Consider the following 16346-nt stretch of genomic DNA (forward strand, 5'->3'; position numbering starts at 1 on the left):
GAAAATATATTAAGTTTGATCAATGAGAGACCGGTAAAACATTGTATAGTATTTTACACAGGATTATGGACTTGACTAACTTCAAAACAGTACCTACTTTTCATTAACTACATAAACAAAGTTTTTAAATATGCTATAAATATTGGTTTAACACCTGATAATCCAACATTAAATTTAATTATTCCAAAACCACAAAGTAAAACAAAAAAGAAATTAAAATTATATACAAAAGAACAGTTGGAATTATTTCTAAATGAAGTATCTCAAGAACAGAATCCATATTTTTAAAATAGAGACTATACGCTCTTTAGATTATTAACATTCAGTAGATGTAGAATCGGTGAAATATTAGCACTCACTTGGGATAATATCAATTTTAAAACAAATGAAATGGCCATCAAAAAAACTGTAGCTCGATCAGACAAATATTATATATCTGAAACTCCTAAGACAAAAAATCAAATCGAATAATTTATTTAGATGAAAAAACTATAAAACAATTAAAATTTTGGAAGCTTGAACAAAGCAAATACTTATTTCAATTAGGATTTACCAAAGCTAACTATTTGTTCACCAATGACGAAAATAATTTCACAATTAATCAGACAGTGGCAAAAAGATACAATATGTATCGTGAGCGTGCCGGCTTACCTTATATCGGTCTGCATGGTTTTAGACATACACATGCGTCAATGCTTTATGAAGCTGGTGCATATCACAAAGAGGTTCAAGAAAGACTGGGGCATGCAAATATTAAAACCACTATGGACACATATACACACATAACTAGTAGTAAAAAAGAAGAAACTACACAAAAATTATCAAAATATATCAATTTTTAGATGGTCAAAAGTATGGTCAAAAAATTTTTTCCAAAACAAAAAAAGCTCAATCCTTTGAGCCATAAAGAATTGAGCAATTATGAAATATTAAGCTGGATAAACAGACACTTGTTTTTTGTTGCGGCCTTTACGTTCAAAACGTACTACGCCATCAACTTTAGCAAATAAAGTGTCGTCTCCACCAATACCCACGTTTACACCTGGATAGATTCTTGTTCCGCGTTGACGATAAAGAATTGATCCACCTGTAACAGTTTGTCCATCAGCACGTTTAGCACCTAGACGTTTTGATTCTGAGTCACGGCCGTTAGATGTAGAACCGCCACCTTTTTTGTGGGCAAATAATTGTAGATTCATTGATAACAACATGGTCTGCACCTCCTATTTATCATTGATTGTTTTAATTTGGATATATTCTGAATTTTCAGCTTCTATTGATTGTAATCCCAACAAGAGATTTTCTAATAGAATCTCGGCAATATTGTTTTGTTCTTGTGTCATTCCTGAAGTTACTTCGGTATATAAATAGCCGCCTTCTTCTTCATTCATTTCGACAATCGGTTCAAAACCAGCTAATGAGGCAATTCCGTTTACTGTACTGATAGCTAATGCGGAAACTCCTGCACAAACGATATCACTACCATAAGGACCTGCATCAGCATGCCCTGTCAAAGTAAATGAAACGATTTGACCAGCGTCATTACGTTTAAATGTTCCTTTGATCATTCTATTCAGGCCTTCTTTCTCAAGCGCTAATTAAGCGTTGATTGCGTCGATAACCACTTTTGTGTATGGTTGACGGTGACCTTGTTTACGGTGTGAATGTTTTTTAGGTTTGTATTTGAAAGTAACGACTTTCTTTTGTTTGCCGTGTTTTTCAACAGTTCCTTCAACAGTTGCACCTGAAATTGTTGGAGCGCCTACTTTTGTAGATTCGCCACCTACTAAAATAACTTCGTCAAAAACAACTTTTTCGCCTGCTTCAACGTTAAGTTTTTCAATGTAGATTGTTTGTCCAACTTCAACTTTTACTTGTTTACCACCAGTTTTAATAATTGCGTACATGCTATAAAGCACCTCCTTATAATAGACTTAGACTCGCCATCCAGAGTGACAGTAAACTGTACTTAATAAACTCGTTCTGTGCGGTTGTAGCTGTGGAGTCCACAATTACAACAGTACTAGATTACCAGAAACATACGCATCCGTCAACTCTAGTTTACATGTAACTTTCCCTTTTTTTACATAATGTGGTTCAATCGCAATTTTATTCTTTTCTATTTATAATAAGTCGTATAAAGGAGGAGATCCAATGCATTATCCAGATGAATTGGTCCAAGAAGCAAAAACCCGGATGCAAAACCGCCCAGTAGAAGGATTTGTGGCTGGACAGGGACCGCTTTTCCCGAAGCTGATGCTCGTAGGAGAGGCTCCTGGAAAAACAGAAATCGAAAACCATATTCCTTTTAGCGGACAAGCTGGCAAAGAATTGATGCAAGCACTCTCCCTCGCTGGATTGACACGTGAGGATGTTTATATCACAAGTGCAGTCAGAAGTCGGCCTTACCGTACGGTCCACCGCCTGAACAAACGCAAACAAGCAACCGAAACTGTCTATCCGAACCGCACACCCTCAAAAGCGGAGGTATTCGCTCACGCACCGATCTTGGATTATGAAATTGAACATGTCCAGCCCCAATTGATTGCAACTTTGGGAAATATCGGACTACAACGCTTACTAGGACAGTCATATAAAATTTCAAAAAATCATGGTCAATTGTATACTGGCCCTATTTTGAGATTGAACAAGAAAATGGATGCTTATAAATGGAGTGAAAAAATATATCACGTCTTTCCCTTATTCCATCCAGCTGCCATTTTCTATAATCGTTCTTTAGCAGAGATGATCAATCACGACTGGCTTACTTTGGCTGAATATCTGAAAAAAGAAAATTAAAAGCGTGAAGCAAATCTAAAAAATCAGGTTTGCTACAGACTCCGAATAAACGGCGTCCAAAAGTCAGGTTTTTCGTAAATTTCAAAAAAAGAGCGTGGAAGCAGAAGCAACTCCTTCGGAAATAAGCCGAAATCCACAAAAATTTGAAAAGTAATTTCCGTTAATTTCTTCTTATTTCTCGGAGTTAAAGACTTCTGTCCCGCCCTCTTTTTCTCCAATTTCTCAAACCTAAACGACTTTTGTCTCGACCTCTCTTAACACGAATAAACGACGGATCATAAGCAATTCCTGGGAAATAAGTCAAGTTTTCCAAATTTGAAAAACAGTCTTTCGTGCTTCTTTTTTCATAGAGTTAAATACTTTTGTTATGACCTAAATTAAGTATATTGTTCGTGTAATGCTGAAAGTGCATGGGCAACAGTCTGATGTTGTTCAGTTCCCTCTTTTTTCCATAGATGTTGTAACTGTTTCTCAACTTCTGGTTGTAAGGAAGTATAAATGATCGTTTGTCCTCTGCTTTCCGCCTTCTCTTGAAACTCTTCAAAAACTGCTTTTGCTGTCAGATCAATGCTTGGTACTCCGCGCATTGAAAAAATCAGGCCATCTTTATGATTCAATTGCGCTAATTTGTTTTTTAATTTTTCCGCTGACATGAAAAAGAGTGGTCCGCTGATATAAACAACTGTCCAATTTTCTAGTTTCTTTGTTTCTGGCAGATCCATTCTTTGCCAATCAATCGTTTCAACAGAAATCGTGATAGCTGCACTTTTGACGACAAAGAAAATACACCCACCGATGATACCGATGACGATCGCAATACTCAAATCAAAGATTACTGTACAAACCATAGTTAGTCCAAATAGCAAGATCCCTGACCAGTATTTATTGGCTACTAACGTTTTTATCGTACTCCATTCATTCATCCGCCAAGCTGTAACGATCAAAACACCCGCTAAAGCAGGCATTGGGATATTTGACATAATCGGTGCAAAAACGATCATTGATAAGAATAAAACGAACGCATGGATAATCCCAGCTAATCTAGTTTGTGCTCCAGATTTGATAGCCACGCTCGTTCTAGCAATCGCCGCTGTTGCAGGAATCCCACCAAAAAAAGGCAATACTAAATTCCCAATTCCTTGTGCTACAAGTTCTTGATTACTATCCAATGGTTTGTTAGCCATACGCCCAGCAGATGCTCCGCAAAGCAAGCTCTCGACCATACCTAAAAGTGCAATACTGATAGCAGGTACCATCACTTCTTTTAACGCAGAAAGATTGAAAGCATCGATCATCAGGCGATCACTGCTGATTAATGTCTGGGGGATCTTCCCAACTATTGCGATTGGTAATTTGAATAGCAGCATCACGACAGTAGTGAGAATGATCGCTAAAAGTGAACTTGGCACTTTCGCAGCCCATTTTTTAGGATAAAGAATCATTCCTACAATTACGACGAATCCCATCAAGAATGAAGCGATATTCACTGGAAAGCCTAAGGTATGATAGCTAGACAGTTTTTCAATGACATTTGCTCCCTCCGAGTGAACACCAAACAAATTATCCACTTGACCCAATGCAATGATGATCGCAATCCCCGAGGTAAACCCAGTAATCACGGGAGCTGGAATAAATGAAGTCAATGTCCCTAATCGGAGAATACCCGCAAGAAATAACAAGATACCGGCTAAAAATGTCGCAAGCAATACACCTTGCATTCCTTGTGTTGCCGCAATCGACATCAAGATAGCAGCCATGGCACCTGTAGGACCAGAGATCTGATAGAATCCGCCTGATAAACTACCAATAACTAATCCAGCAATCACTGCTGTAATCAAACCAGCAGCCGCATTCGCCCCACTAGATACACCAAAAGCTAATGCAAGCGGTAAGGCTACCGCCGCCACAGTGATTCCTGCTAACAAGTCCTTTTGAAACTTTGAAAAATCATATCCTGTGAACTCTTCTTTTAATAAAAAAACATACTTTTTAAACAACCTATAAACTCCTTTTTACTATTGTTTTTTTAAACACGCGAGTACTAGGATAGCATATATTCCACCATAAAGTAATGTTTTTTCACAAAGTTAGTCCATTTTTTCATGAAATTTTCTGCATTTTCATTATTTAGAATACTAGCGTCAAAAGCGCAATCACTGCTAGTCCGCCTTGTTTCAAGAAAATCATTTTATCACTAGTAAAACTTCCATACGCAGCGACGAATAAAATGTAGATTAGCAGTAAAAGTGAAATCTCCTTTTGAGCCGTTGCAAAATAAGCTCCGTATAAAAGCCCCACAGCAAGCAACCCATTATAGATTCCTTGATTTTTGAACAACGTTTGAACCGTTGGATTGGCCAATTCTTTTTGGCTCATTTTGAAGACTCTACCGGTGGCTTTAGAGCTAGGTACAAAAGTTTCAAGATACATGATATAAAAGAATTCAATCGCAACAAGCGTGATCAAAATTTGTGAAATGACTGACATTCTACTTCCCCCTTTGAAGATATTTCTACCATCCCAAAAGAAAAGGGATGGATAAAAATAGTATAGCTGGATATCCTGAAAATAAAAAATCAAACCTTTTAGCTTGGTATGTATACCTGAATAATTATGGATTCTCCTTATCAGACTGCTGCTAAAACAAACTATCCTTCATTTTTTGATATATGTTCCACGCATACTTTTTTCAGCAGTTAAGTACATAGTTCTTCATAAATAACTGACGGTGAGACAAACGTGTTTAGCATCTTCGAAAAATAAGCCGAAATTTACCAAAAATTGGAGAAGCAATTTTCGTGAATTTCTTCTTATTTCTCGGAGTTAAACACTTCTGCCCCAGCCTCTATTTGTGATGTTGGCTAGGCTCTATGCCAAGTGGTATCTATACAAAGGATCAATGTTCCTGCCCAAAATGTTCATAATGGATCAATTGATTTTGTGCACTACGCTTTAAAAACTCTTTTGGTGTTAAGCCAAACTCTTTTTTGAATGCCTTTAGAAAATGAGGATAAGAACAAAACCAACATTTTCGGTAAATGCTACTGGAGCTATTGTCAGCCAACAATTTCCCCGTTCCCAAAAAGCTTCAGCGTAATTATGATTTTCCTCAAATGTCCAACCGTGATACCATAGTCCAGTTCGTTTATCCATTAAATATTTGATATGAATCATAAACTGATAGCGTGCTTCTTCTAAATAGCCAGGACGTTGAAGTAGCTTGCCAATCTTCGCTAGCGGCAACACTGTCATCATTAGCGTATCATCCCATAGCTGTTTTTTGTTTTCTGGGCCGCAAGTGGCGTGTTGTAAACCATTCTCATTTGTTCTTGGCATGTCATGCATGACCCATTCCGCCCATTGTTTCAAATAGGAAAGATAACGAAGATCATTGGTATCCTCGTATAAATAAGCCATCGTGTTCACATTTTTTGGTGGAGCACCTTCTTCCATTCGTGCTTCGAACCATTCATGAACGATTTCAAATGCACGAGGATTTTTGGTTATTTGGAAATTTTTGTAGATATCATATAGTCCCACTCCTTGAGGCCAGTTCCATACGACCAGCTCTTATCGTCTACTTTCATCCCATCAAAATCTAATAGAAACTCGCCACTATCATCTTGGATAGTTGTTAAGTTTTCGATGAGTAAATCAATTTTGTCTTTGATCAATTCTTTCGGTACAAACATTTCTTTTATAATTGGCATTTCGACACGCACTCATTAAAACGCTTTCATTTTTTGTTGTCCCTACTATATCAGTAATTAATTCGTACTTAAATAGTATAAATTGACCAAAAACTATCTGTAATTGATCGAAAAAAGCGAAAGTTGATCAGTTGCAAGTGCAACTTTGACGGAGCTACATACGTCTCCGCAGCTAGAAAGAGCGTCTACATTGAACCACTCATAAAATTTCCGATTAACTACTTGAGAATACTCCTTTTCAGATTATTCCTTAGAACAATCCCATATTCTATATCAATGACTTCATTCAAGAAATCTTTGCATCGTAAAAAAAGCGAAACTATGGGAGCTCATGGTCATTTTTAGCAGCTGCTAGAACTATGGAAAAACAAAGAGTGGATAAACAGTGAGACAAACGTAGCATCAAAAAATAAGAAGGGCTTATTTCTTGATGCTACGTTTGTCTCAGCCTCTCATCTGAATACCATTTTGCAATTTACCAAAAATTGCTCATCCACTAGATCGTTATCCCTTGATTTTTTTGCTACAAATTTGGCACAAAACAAAAGAAAAACCGCTAGAAACAAACGTTTCTAGCAGTTTGATTACGTCACAGGAGGGATTCGAACCCCCGACCGTCCGCTTAGAAGGCGGATGCTCTATCCAGCTGAGCTACTATGACAAGCTTTTTCGGAACAAAAATAATTATATAGAATCATTTTGTTTCTGTCAATACGAAATAGTTATTTTATTGATAAAATGCCCAATCGTCTAAATCGTTTGATTTTTTTCTTGAACCTACTAAATAAATAGATAGCTCTTATCCTATCGGGTATAGTAAACAATAAGAACAAATAGTTTCTTTTATTTTTTCATCCATTTGTTCTTATTGTCGCAAAGTTCAGATTCACCTATTGTTTATTTTTTTAGGAAAATGTACGACAATCTCCCCTTACTACAAAACAATCTGATCTTTTTCTTTAGTGATAAGGATCACTCCATCTCCCAAAGGTACTAAAGTGGAAGTAAGGTCTGGATGCTCCATGACCACTCGTAAGAACTCATTCAATTTACGGTGGATCGCCCGCTTTCCTCTGGGAATTTCTTCATCTGGTAAAAGAATCGTTCCTCCCTGAAAAATATCATCTACCATCAACACTCCGCCTTTTTTTAAGAGACGTAAACATTCGGGTAAAAACTCAATATATTTTGATTTAGCGCTATCCATAAAAATGAAATCATAAGGACCAGTCAGTGTTGGTAAAATATCAGCAGCTTGTCCTTCTAATAACGTTACTTTATCTGTTAAATTTAGTCTTTCATAAGTCGCTTTTGCTTTCTTGATCATAACGTCAAAACGATCGATCGTGGTGACATGCCCATCTTTTTCAATCGTTTGTGCCATTAAACTAGACGAAAAACCAATAGCTGCACCTATTTCTAAAATTTTTTTAGGTTGTAATTGGCCCAATAAAAATCGCATGAAGACCACTGTCTCATGTGGAATGATTGGAACTTCGGAGAGATGTGCCTCTTCTTCAATCAAGCCAAGCTCACCTTCAAGTTTTTTCTGTTTCGTCCGCATAAAGTCAACTAACTCTTCTTTCACTACAGGACGATGCATCATTTCATTACGCATAATCTTCCTCCTTATCCTTCCATTATACGAAGAATAAAATAAATCTACAAGCTAGGAAAAATTATTAGTCGTTGACATTGTGCGAAGACAAAAATGAATGGTTTCTTTTCCTTTTTTTAAACGTATCAAGTGTGTTCCAAGCAGTGATGGCTGACAAACTAAACGCAATCCCAAAGAACAACCAGCGAATCCATACAAACGCTGTTCTGGATAATACGATTCCAATATATGGAATTTGAAAGATTGGTACACCAATAATGTTTCTCTTTGACACAACACCAGATTCCATTTGACTTTGATTGTCCGCTTTCGTATAAAATTTTTGATGTTCTTCTTCTACTGCAATAACTCTTCTTGTCATAATGTATTCGCCGGAATTTTCATAATAAGTGATGACATCCCCAACCAATAGTTCATTAGGATTTTTTGGTCTTACATAAATCAGGCTACCTTTACTATAATAAGGGCTCATTCCGTGATCTTCGATGATTTGTGGCGTCAAGCCAAAAAACCTAGGAAGTAAGATAATACTTAAGGTAAGTGCTAACAGTACAATCAAGGATATCGAGCTGAAAAAAGTTATTTTTTTGTATAAAGGCACCGCTTCCCACTCCCCTTCTTCAATTATCCAATCTAATAATAGAATAACTTTAAATTGAAACGAAAACCAAAAAATAACCATAGTTATCTAAATTTATTACTATTTTTGATTGACTCTAAATGAAAAAACGTATAATCTGAAAAAAACTACATGACAGAAAGGATAATGTTATGAAGATTTTCAATAACAATAATAATAAAAAATAACAGTCCAGTATAAAAATAAAATGGATTTTTTTGATTATGTTATGTTCGTTATTTTTATTAAGTATTTTTTACTTTTTTTATTATATCTTTGCCCCAGCAGATCGTGGCAACGTGACAGAATTGACTGATTCTTGGAGTTATTACTCGAAAAGTGATCCTGATTTTCATTTTGATAGCCGCTACGTGACACACCTTCCGAAAATTGATCGAAATGAAACATTTTCCATGGAAACCATCCTCAAAGAACAAGTAAATGATTCAAATCTATTGATCAAAGGGAACCATCAATGGATCAGAGTATACCTAGACAAACAACTCTTGTATGATCGATCTCATATTTTAGAAGAAAATAACCCAGGACTTTCTTTAGCTGTGATCGATCTACCTACAGACTACGCTGGGAAAATATTAAAAATCGAAGTTGCTTCTCCCTATCGTAATTATGCTGGGTTTCCTCCTAAAGTCTATATCGGAACAACTGGACCGATGATCAGCTTTATTTTCTCACAGTCCATTCCCCAAATAGTCACGATGATCATTGCTGTATTTTTAGCTGTAGGAACCTTGTCCTACTCGACATTTATTCTCTACAAGAAGAGAAAGCTCGATGTTTCTTTACTGATCCTTAGTTGTTTTGCATTAGTTCTTGGATTCCAATCCGTTTCAGAAGACATCTTGAGTGGTGTTCTCTTCGAGCCGATCGTGCATTCGATTTTATCGCATGTTTTTATTATTCTAACTTCAATACTTATTATCTCTTACTATCTGACACGAATGATTTATTATAAAAAAATATATGGTTTATTTTGTATCGTTCAAATTTCGATACAATTAGGTGTGCTCGTTTATTCTTTAGTGACACCAAATGAACTTCCGGAACTGATGCCTATCGTCAACGTTGTAAGTGTTATTAGTACCTTGGTCACCTCATTAGCTTCCATAGGTGAGGCATATAAGAACAATCGCTTTTTTGTGGCTTGTACACCATGGATCGTCCTGATCGCGATTTTCCATTGCATGATTTATATCCAATCTGCATTAGGAATCTATCAAGCAGATATCAATTGGTCAACTATTTTATTCGTGCTCATTTTGATTGTGATCGTTGTTTATAATATCATCGAATATATCGTCAGTTTCGACCAACATCAACGAGTGGTGGGCTTTCTTGAGGTGAAGTCCGATTTATTGGAGCAACACTATGACCAACTACGAGAACATATCCAAGAAATCAGTTCATTAAGACACGAATTTATTCAAAATATGGAAAACATTGAAGATCTAATTTTAGAAAATAAATCTTTAGAAGCACAAAATGAAATTAGAGGCATCTTGGATGAGGCACAGAACTTTAAATTTATCTTCTCTTATTCTGCACACCAACTGACAAATCTGATTCTAGCTCGTTATCAAGATATTGCTTCTAAGCGTAATATCCAAGTAGAATTCAAAGCGGATCTTCCAGAAAAACCGGCTGTTAGTGACAATGATCTAACGCAGTTATTGATTCATGTACTAGAGCATTCTTTTCGGGAAACTCACGCTATCGAGGATCCTATGCAACGAAAAATTTCATTACACTTAAAAGAAAAAGAGGATGAATTACTGATCCACTGTGAACACAGCGCTCATTATGAAACGAACTTATTTTCTCACGGTATCACAGAAGAATTGCAAGAAAAAGAACAGTTTGATCTCACGATGATCAAAGATATCGCTGAACGATACGCTGGTACATTGAGACAAGAAAAAGACAATAAGAGTGATCGCCTCACGATCCAGTTAAAACACCCATTCAAAAATCCGAAAAAGTAAAGTGATGCGAAATGAGCGACTCCTTGAAAAGGATGAGACAAGGTAGAAAAACTTTTATTGCATGTTCTAAATCAAAATAAAGAATGTGGGACAAATCTAAAAATAGTTTTGCTACGGACTCCAATTCGGGATAAACGGCGTCCAAAAGTCAGGCCTTTCGGAAATTTCAAAAAAAACGAGCAATACAAAAAACGTATTGTTCGTTTTTTCTCCAATTTCTCAAACCTACACGACTTTTATCTAGACCTTTTTGATGTAGTTCTAGAAAATAATAGAACCTGATTGTTTCATTTGATCAATACAAAAGTGAAAGTAAATCTTCTGGTTCGATTGCACCAAAATATTTTTTGATATCAATCTGTTCTACTACTTTTTTCAATGTTTCTTTTTCATAGCGTTGGCCTACTAGCATTTGCTCGACATCCTTGATATCCCCTAATCCAAAGAAATCACCAAAAATCTTAATATCATGGATCAAACCATTGACAACATTCAAATGGACTTCGATAGAGCCAATTGGAAAACGATGTTGACGGGAGAAATTGAAATCGGGTGATTTTCCATAATTCCAATCCCAATTACGATAATACTGGTCAGAGATCTCATTGATTTTTGTCCAGTCTTCCTCTGTCAGTTGATAAGTTTTCACTTGATCCACTGATGGAACACCAAAGATCTTCAATAAAATTTCTTCACGGAATTCTTCTGTAGTCATCCCTTGTTTTTCTTTTGGAAGAAATGGTTTGATGTTAGTCACACGGGAACGAATGGATTTGATCCCTTTTGATTCGATCTTATCTTTCTTGACTTTCAATGCATTGACTACTTCATTGATATCAGAATCAAACATGATCGTTCCATGTGCGAACATTCGTCCATTCGTTGCATACATTGCATTACCAGAGAATTTCATACCATCGATCACTAAGTCATTCCGTCCCTTTAATTCAGCTCCTGCCACACCTAATTCATGCAAAGCTTGAATAATCGGTTTGGTTACTTTGGCAAAATCTCGGAAGGAATCGCCATCATCCGGCATGATAAAGCTAAAATTTAAATTACCAAAATCATGATACACCGCACCGCCACCACTAAGTCGACGAACGACATGTATCCCATGTTCGTCTACGTACTCTCGGTTGATTTCTTCGATGGTATTTTGATTTCTTCCAATGATGATCGAAGGTTCATTAATATAAAAAAGTAAAATTGGTTCATCTATAGGCATTTCTTGTAATAAAAACTGTTCAATCGCTAAATTGATCCGTGGGTCGTGGTTCTCATTAGGTACAAAAATCATCTTCATTTTCCTCCTAGATGTCAAATACTTTATTCACTGCAGCAAGTTCCACTTCGATCTTAGCACCCGTGGCCTCTTGCGCCTCCTTTTTCAACTGTTCCAAATCACCAAATTGTGGCAAATGAGTCAAAACTATTTTTTTGACCTCTGCTGCTCTGGCCAATTCGCCTGCTTCTTTTGAAGTAAAGTGTGCTTTATGACGTTCATTTCCTGCAAATAGATACGTATCCGCTAAAAAAAGATCCGCGTCTTTCGCAAATTCAACAAAGCTTTCTAAATAACCAGAATCTCCTGTAAACACAAATATCTTGCCGGTTGTTTCCTCTACGATTCGCATCGCGTAGCATACGACTGGATGGATCGTTTCCATAAAAGTAATCGTAAATGGTCCTATTTTTAGTTCTTCTGCTTCAAAATAAGGACGTCCTTCAGTCACATTTGGCAATGTCAATTCCTCGAAATGAGTCGTATCTTTTGTATGACCGTAGATTGGCAAAATCGCCTCAGGATCTTTTTCTGGATGCAATTGCCAATAATATTGCAGCACACCTAAATCTGCAATGTGATCATGGTGGTAATGACTCAAAATCACTGCATCTAATGCTAACGGATCAAGCTGTTCTTCCAACTTGACAAGTGTTGCACTTCCTGCATCGATCAAAAGATTGAAGCCGTCTGATTGCAGCAGATAACTTGTTGTTCCTTGATTCTTATATGGATAGGCGCCTAAACACCCTAAAACTGTTAATTTCATGAGTGATTCCCCCTCAACTTTTTATCCTAACATAACCAAAACTTTTTGGGCTATATTCTAGCTTCTAGTGAAAAATAGTCGGTTGGATCTTTCTTCTCGATTCTCGCTTGTTCATAAAACCCTGCAATCGTTACATTGACGTAAGCAATTACCCATAGTAATCCAATGAATAAAGCTAAAGCACCCAAAATATACCAGCCAATAAATGAAAGCTGCAATAAAATATACTTGGCCAATCGATCTTTTAATAGATACCAGGCATATTTAAGACATTGGATGATCGAAAGTTCTGGATAATCGAATTTTGTCCAAGCAGCAAATTGAAATAGACCACCAATGATACTCATGACAACTAAAGAAACAAAGACCATGATCACAGTCAACACAACAAAACTGACATCAAATAAGTCGCCTGACACAATACTTGGAGCAACAGAATTTGCATTAAAAAGTAACTTTGTATATGAACTGACTCCACCAACCAATAGACCAGGTAATAAAACCAACGCATTGATCAGCCAGTTAATGGCTACATTGATCAGATTGATGACTAAAATCGGTCCAAAATATTCTTTTTGGAAAACAACGAATAACAGATTAGACTTTGCTCTGCCTCCACGTACAACGACTAAAGCGATATAGTACAAAGCGTATGAGAAAGCAAACAGAAGGAGATTTTCAAGTAAAAAACGAAGTATTTGATGCTGCGAATCATTTATTGAGAAAGCTCCTTCAAAAAATGCTTGGATTAATCCTACGAGAAACATAGAAAGAAAAATCAGCCACGCATTCATCCCCCACTGATGTTCAAGCGAGATGCGCGCTTTTTTACGATATTCTGAAATAGTTAAGCTATCTTTCATTATTCATAACTCCGAATTTTTTCAACAGTTTCGCTATCCAATCGTTTAACCACTTCTGTGACTAGCTTCACTGTATTTAAATAATCATCTTCATGGATAACCGATGTATGTGAGTGTAAGTATCGAACAGGGACAGTAATCGCAACAGATGGTACCCCATCTCTCGTTAAATGCATTTGCCCAGCATCCGTTCCTCCACCTGTGATCACAGTATATTGGAAAGGTATGTCCATTTCTTCAGCTACACCAATTACAAAGTTCAGTAATTTTTTATGTGGGATCATTGAAGCATCAAAGATCAGAATCTGTGGTCCTTTTCCTAAGACAGAATCTGCTTCTTTCGGTGTCATTCCTGGAGTATCACCAGCTGTCCCTGTATCTAAAGCAAAGGCAATATCAGGATTTACTAAATGCGTGCTTGTACGAGCGCCACGCAATCCAACTTCTTCTTGCACGTCACTACCTGCAAACAACACATTCGGATGATTTTCTTTTGCCAAATTTTCAAGAACGCGTAACGAAACAGCCGTTCCGATCCGATTGTCCCAAGCTTTGGCTAACAGAAATTTTCCACCATTCAAACGTTTATATTCAATGTAAGGAGTAACCATGTCTCCCGGGCGGATTCCCCATTCTTTTGCCTCTGCTGCGCTAGTTGCACCAATATCAATGAACATGTCTTTGATATCATAAGGCTTGTTCCGAACTTCTGGAGTCAAGACATGAGGTGGTTTTGAACCAATAACGCCATGGATGACTTTTCCTTCTTGCGTTTTGATTTCTACTTGTTGAGCCAGCATGACTTGCCCCCACCAGCCACCTAATGTTTGAAATTCTAAAAATCCTTTATCCGTGATTTTTGTAACCATGAATCCGACTTCATCCATGTGACCAGAGATGAATACCTTGGGACCTCCACCAGCGCCATGTTTAGCAATAATACTTCCTAATCCATCATAAAAAATATCATCTGCAAATTCTTTGGCATAGTTTTTATAAACTTTTCTGACCTCTTCTTCATTTCCAGGTACTCCTTTGGCTGAAGTTAGATCGATCAGTAATTTCTCTTCTTTTTTATCCAAAATCAATTTCCCCCATTTCAACTATTGATATCAGGATTATACCATTTATTATGTGGACTTTTTAGTTTCTCTGTTTTTCTTTATAGAAAAACGACCGGAACAGAAATATTCAACTTCAAGGAATAAATAAAAATCCATGAAAAAATTTTCAAATTTTGAGGATTTTATTTTTGTTCAAAGAAGTTATTTCTGTTCCCGTCGTTTAGTTCGATTCCACAGTTGAGTGAAAGGATTTACTATTTTTTCAATCGCTTTAAGCCGGAACAATAAGTGTTACTTTTTACAGTTCATTCTTATTGTTTCAGACAGCGCAACTTACTGCTGTTTTACTTGTACATTCTTCAGTTGATCTGGGGATTGCTTTTGCCACGCCTTACTATAAAATGAATCGTCTAACTGATAATGGCTTGTTGACTGGTCATTTTCTAAAAATGGCTGGATGTGCTGATCTGCTGCTAACCAGCCTTTCCAACCTAAATGGATCGTATCTTCCATAAAATAAGGTTGGTTCGCTTGGTGAGTGAAGTCAGCGATTCGATGAAACCCTTGAGTATTCAACTGAAATTTGATTTTTTTCGCAAATTCTTGAATCATCTGTTGTGATAATCCTGTGTAGTCACTCCATTTTTGATTAACGGGAGGAATAATGAATAAGACTTCCGCATGATCTTCCGCTAACTGCTGCAAAACTAATTGGAAATCTGAAAATTCTGGAGAAAAACGGTAATCCCAATGCGTTTGTGAATTTTTTAGTCGGTCAACATATTTTTCTATCCGATGTGTATAAAAATCATTTTTTAGTTCAAAAGGATTGTTCGTCGTATCCGCTCTTCCAATTTTTTCAGCTAAGTTTGCCAAAGAATCTTCTTGGTAAGAATTTGGCAGAGGCTTTGTTTCATGATCGATCTTCGCTTGTTGATTGCTCAAGCCAATATTACTAAAAAGCTCATCTTCCCTTTTCAGCAAGTTCCATTTATTTTGGAATTGATCGATTTTGTCTGCCGCTGGTAACTCACCTGCTTTAATCGTTTTTAACACCTCTGTCAGTGCCTCATCCTCTTTTACTTTAGAAAAATGTAACAGACGTCTTGCTAAATAGCGATCAGTTGGTGTGATCTTTTTCAATGAGAACAACCAATCAAATGTTTGGAGTTCTGAGAAATACGTATTAAAATAGTCGTCTTTTACACCCTCTTTTACGAACCATTGAGGTGAAATGATGAATACTACTTTTTTGTGTTTCAAGTCATCCCCGGCTGAACGCATCATCATATATTGACTCAAGGATTGTGTACCAGGTGCCCCTAATAAAAACGGCCGATAATTTCGTTGGTATTTTTCAGCTAATACCGATGGATGGAATGGACTAATCCTACTTAATTCACTTGATCCAAAAAAAGGAACATATTGTTTTTCCGATAACGCCTCATTCTTAATGGCATCCCCTTTTAAAACATTCTCAGCCATTGACGTAGATGCTTTTTTGATGAGGGTAGGATCATTTAAATTCACACGATAAGAAGAAGTGAAAAAGAGTGCTATTAATCCAAAAGCCAAAAGGATCGGACCGAAAATAGCGAATAGTTTCTTCTTCATCA

At 36.7% G+C, this 16346-nt stretch carries 14 protein-coding genes, 1 tRNA gene, 3 pseudogenes and 1 other annotated feature; of the genes and pseudogenes, 3 read left to right on the top strand and 15 right to left on the bottom strand.

Annotated features, from left to right (window positions below; genetic code table 11):
* Positions 1-78 precede the first annotated feature (78 nt).
* Positions 79-842: pseudogene (locus DVW83_RS06725) on the top strand (tyrosine-type recombinase/integrase); the annotation flags it as partial.
* 87 nt (positions 843-929) lie between these two features.
* On the opposite strand, the gene rpmA reads toward DVW83_RS06725, so the two are convergent.
* Genes rpmA through rplU form a run of 3 tightly spaced genes read right to left on the bottom strand, consistent with a single transcriptional unit; the run spans position 930 to position 1907 of the window.
* Complete coding sequence (gene rpmA, locus DVW83_RS06730) at positions 930-1211, bottom strand: 50S ribosomal protein L27 (protein ID WP_104661408.1); 282 nt, start codon at positions 1209-1211, stop codon at positions 930-932.
* Positions 1212-1223: 12 nt separating this feature from the next.
* On the bottom strand, positions 1224-1568 hold the full coding sequence (locus DVW83_RS06735; RefSeq protein ID WP_002289451.1) for a ribosomal-processing cysteine protease Prp: 345 nt from the start codon (positions 1566-1568) through the stop codon (positions 1224-1226).
* Positions 1569-1598: 30 nt separating this feature from the next.
* The gene (gene rplU / locus DVW83_RS06740) at positions 1599-1907 is read right to left on the bottom strand and encodes a 50S ribosomal protein L21 (protein WP_104661407.1); all 309 of its coding nucleotides are present in this window, start codon (positions 1905-1907) and stop codon (positions 1599-1601) included.
* A gap of 19 nt (positions 1908-1926) precedes the next feature.
* Positions 1927-2003, bottom strand: a sequence feature (ribosomal protein L21 leader region).
* Between the two features lie 151 nt (positions 2004-2154).
* Here rplU and DVW83_RS06745 point away from each other — a divergent pair.
* On the top strand, positions 2155-2799 hold the full coding sequence (locus DVW83_RS06745; RefSeq protein ID WP_104661406.1) for a uracil-DNA glycosylase: 645 nt from the start codon (positions 2155-2157) through the stop codon (positions 2797-2799).
* Positions 2800-2894: 95 nt separating this feature from the next.
* Here the strand turns inward: DVW83_RS06745 and DVW83_RS15950 are convergent.
* From DVW83_RS15950 to DVW83_RS06780, 7 genes and pseudogenes are all read right to left on the bottom strand, one after another.
* Positions 2895-3017: pseudogene (locus tag DVW83_RS15950) on the bottom strand (DUF3788 family protein); the annotation flags it as partial.
* 159 nt (positions 3018-3176) lie between these two features.
* Positions 3177-4796 (bottom strand): SulP family inorganic anion transporter, encoded by a 1620-nt coding sequence (locus tag DVW83_RS06755; protein WP_104661993.1) that lies wholly within the window; start codon positions 4794-4796, stop codon positions 3177-3179.
* 130 nt (positions 4797-4926) lie between these two features.
* On the bottom strand, positions 4927-5286 hold the full coding sequence (locus DVW83_RS06760) for a DUF1304 domain-containing protein (RefSeq protein ID WP_104661994.1): 360 nt from the start codon (positions 5284-5286) through the stop codon (positions 4927-4929).
* A 561-nt stretch (positions 5287-5847) separates the two neighbouring features.
* Positions 5848-6509 (bottom strand): annotated as a pseudogene (locus tag DVW83_RS06765) (glycoside hydrolase family 88 protein); the annotation flags it as partial.
* Between the two features lie 587 nt (positions 6510-7096).
* Positions 7097-7170: transfer RNA gene (locus DVW83_RS06770), tRNA-Arg, on the bottom strand.
* Positions 7171-7443: 273 nt separating this feature from the next.
* Positions 7444-8127, bottom strand: coding sequence for an O-methyltransferase (locus DVW83_RS06775; protein WP_137239165.1), 684 nt, complete (start codon positions 8125-8127; stop codon positions 7444-7446).
* A gap of 64 nt (positions 8128-8191) precedes the next feature.
* Positions 8192-8728 carry a signal peptidase I gene (locus tag DVW83_RS06780; RefSeq protein ID WP_104661461.1) on the bottom strand — a complete coding sequence of 179 codons (537 nt, stop codon included), beginning with the start codon at positions 8726-8728 and terminating at the stop codon, positions 8192-8194.
* A gap of 242 nt (positions 8729-8970) precedes the next feature.
* Between DVW83_RS06780 and DVW83_RS06785 the strand changes: the two genes are divergently transcribed.
* A complete protein-coding gene (locus DVW83_RS06785) occupies positions 8971-10749 on the top strand; it encodes a GHKL domain-containing protein (protein ID WP_238699379.1) in 1779 nt (592 codons plus the stop codon).
* Positions 10750-11044: 295 nt separating this feature from the next.
* Here DVW83_RS06785 and DVW83_RS06790 read toward each other — a convergent pair whose 3' ends face one another.
* The 5 genes from DVW83_RS06790 to dltD form a co-directional block, all read right to left on the bottom strand.
* Positions 11045-12049, bottom strand: a complete 1005-nt coding sequence (locus DVW83_RS06790; RefSeq protein ID WP_104661459.1) for a lipoate--protein ligase — start codon at positions 12047-12049, stop codon at positions 11045-11047.
* A 13-nt stretch (positions 12050-12062) separates the two neighbouring features.
* Positions 12063-12803: an MBL fold metallo-hydrolase gene (locus DVW83_RS06795; RefSeq protein WP_137239167.1), complete on the bottom strand. Its 741-nt coding sequence runs from the start codon at positions 12801-12803 to the stop codon at positions 12063-12065.
* Positions 12804-12853: 50 nt separating this feature from the next.
* Entirely contained in the window at positions 12854-13666 is an 813-nt protein-coding gene (locus DVW83_RS06800; protein ID WP_104661457.1) for a DUF975 family protein, read from the bottom strand.
* Positions 13666-14748 carry a M42 family metallopeptidase gene (locus tag DVW83_RS06805; RefSeq protein WP_081133914.1) on the bottom strand — a complete coding sequence of 361 codons (1083 nt, stop codon included), beginning with the start codon at positions 14746-14748 and terminating at the stop codon, positions 13666-13668. Before DVW83_RS06805 ends, DVW83_RS06800 begins: the two co-directional genes overlap by 1 nt.
* A 315-nt stretch (positions 14749-15063) precedes the next feature.
* On the bottom strand, positions 15064-16344 hold the full coding sequence (gene dltD / locus DVW83_RS06810; protein WP_104661456.1) for a D-alanyl-lipoteichoic acid biosynthesis protein DltD: 1281 nt from the start codon (positions 16342-16344) through the stop codon (positions 15064-15066).
* Positions 16345-16346: the final 2 nt, after the last annotated feature.

Origin of the sequence: Enterococcus sp. VV15, from assembly GCF_005236045.1 — a bacterium.
GTDB lineage: Bacteria > Bacillota > Bacilli > Lactobacillales > Enterococcaceae > Enterococcus_B > Enterococcus_B durans.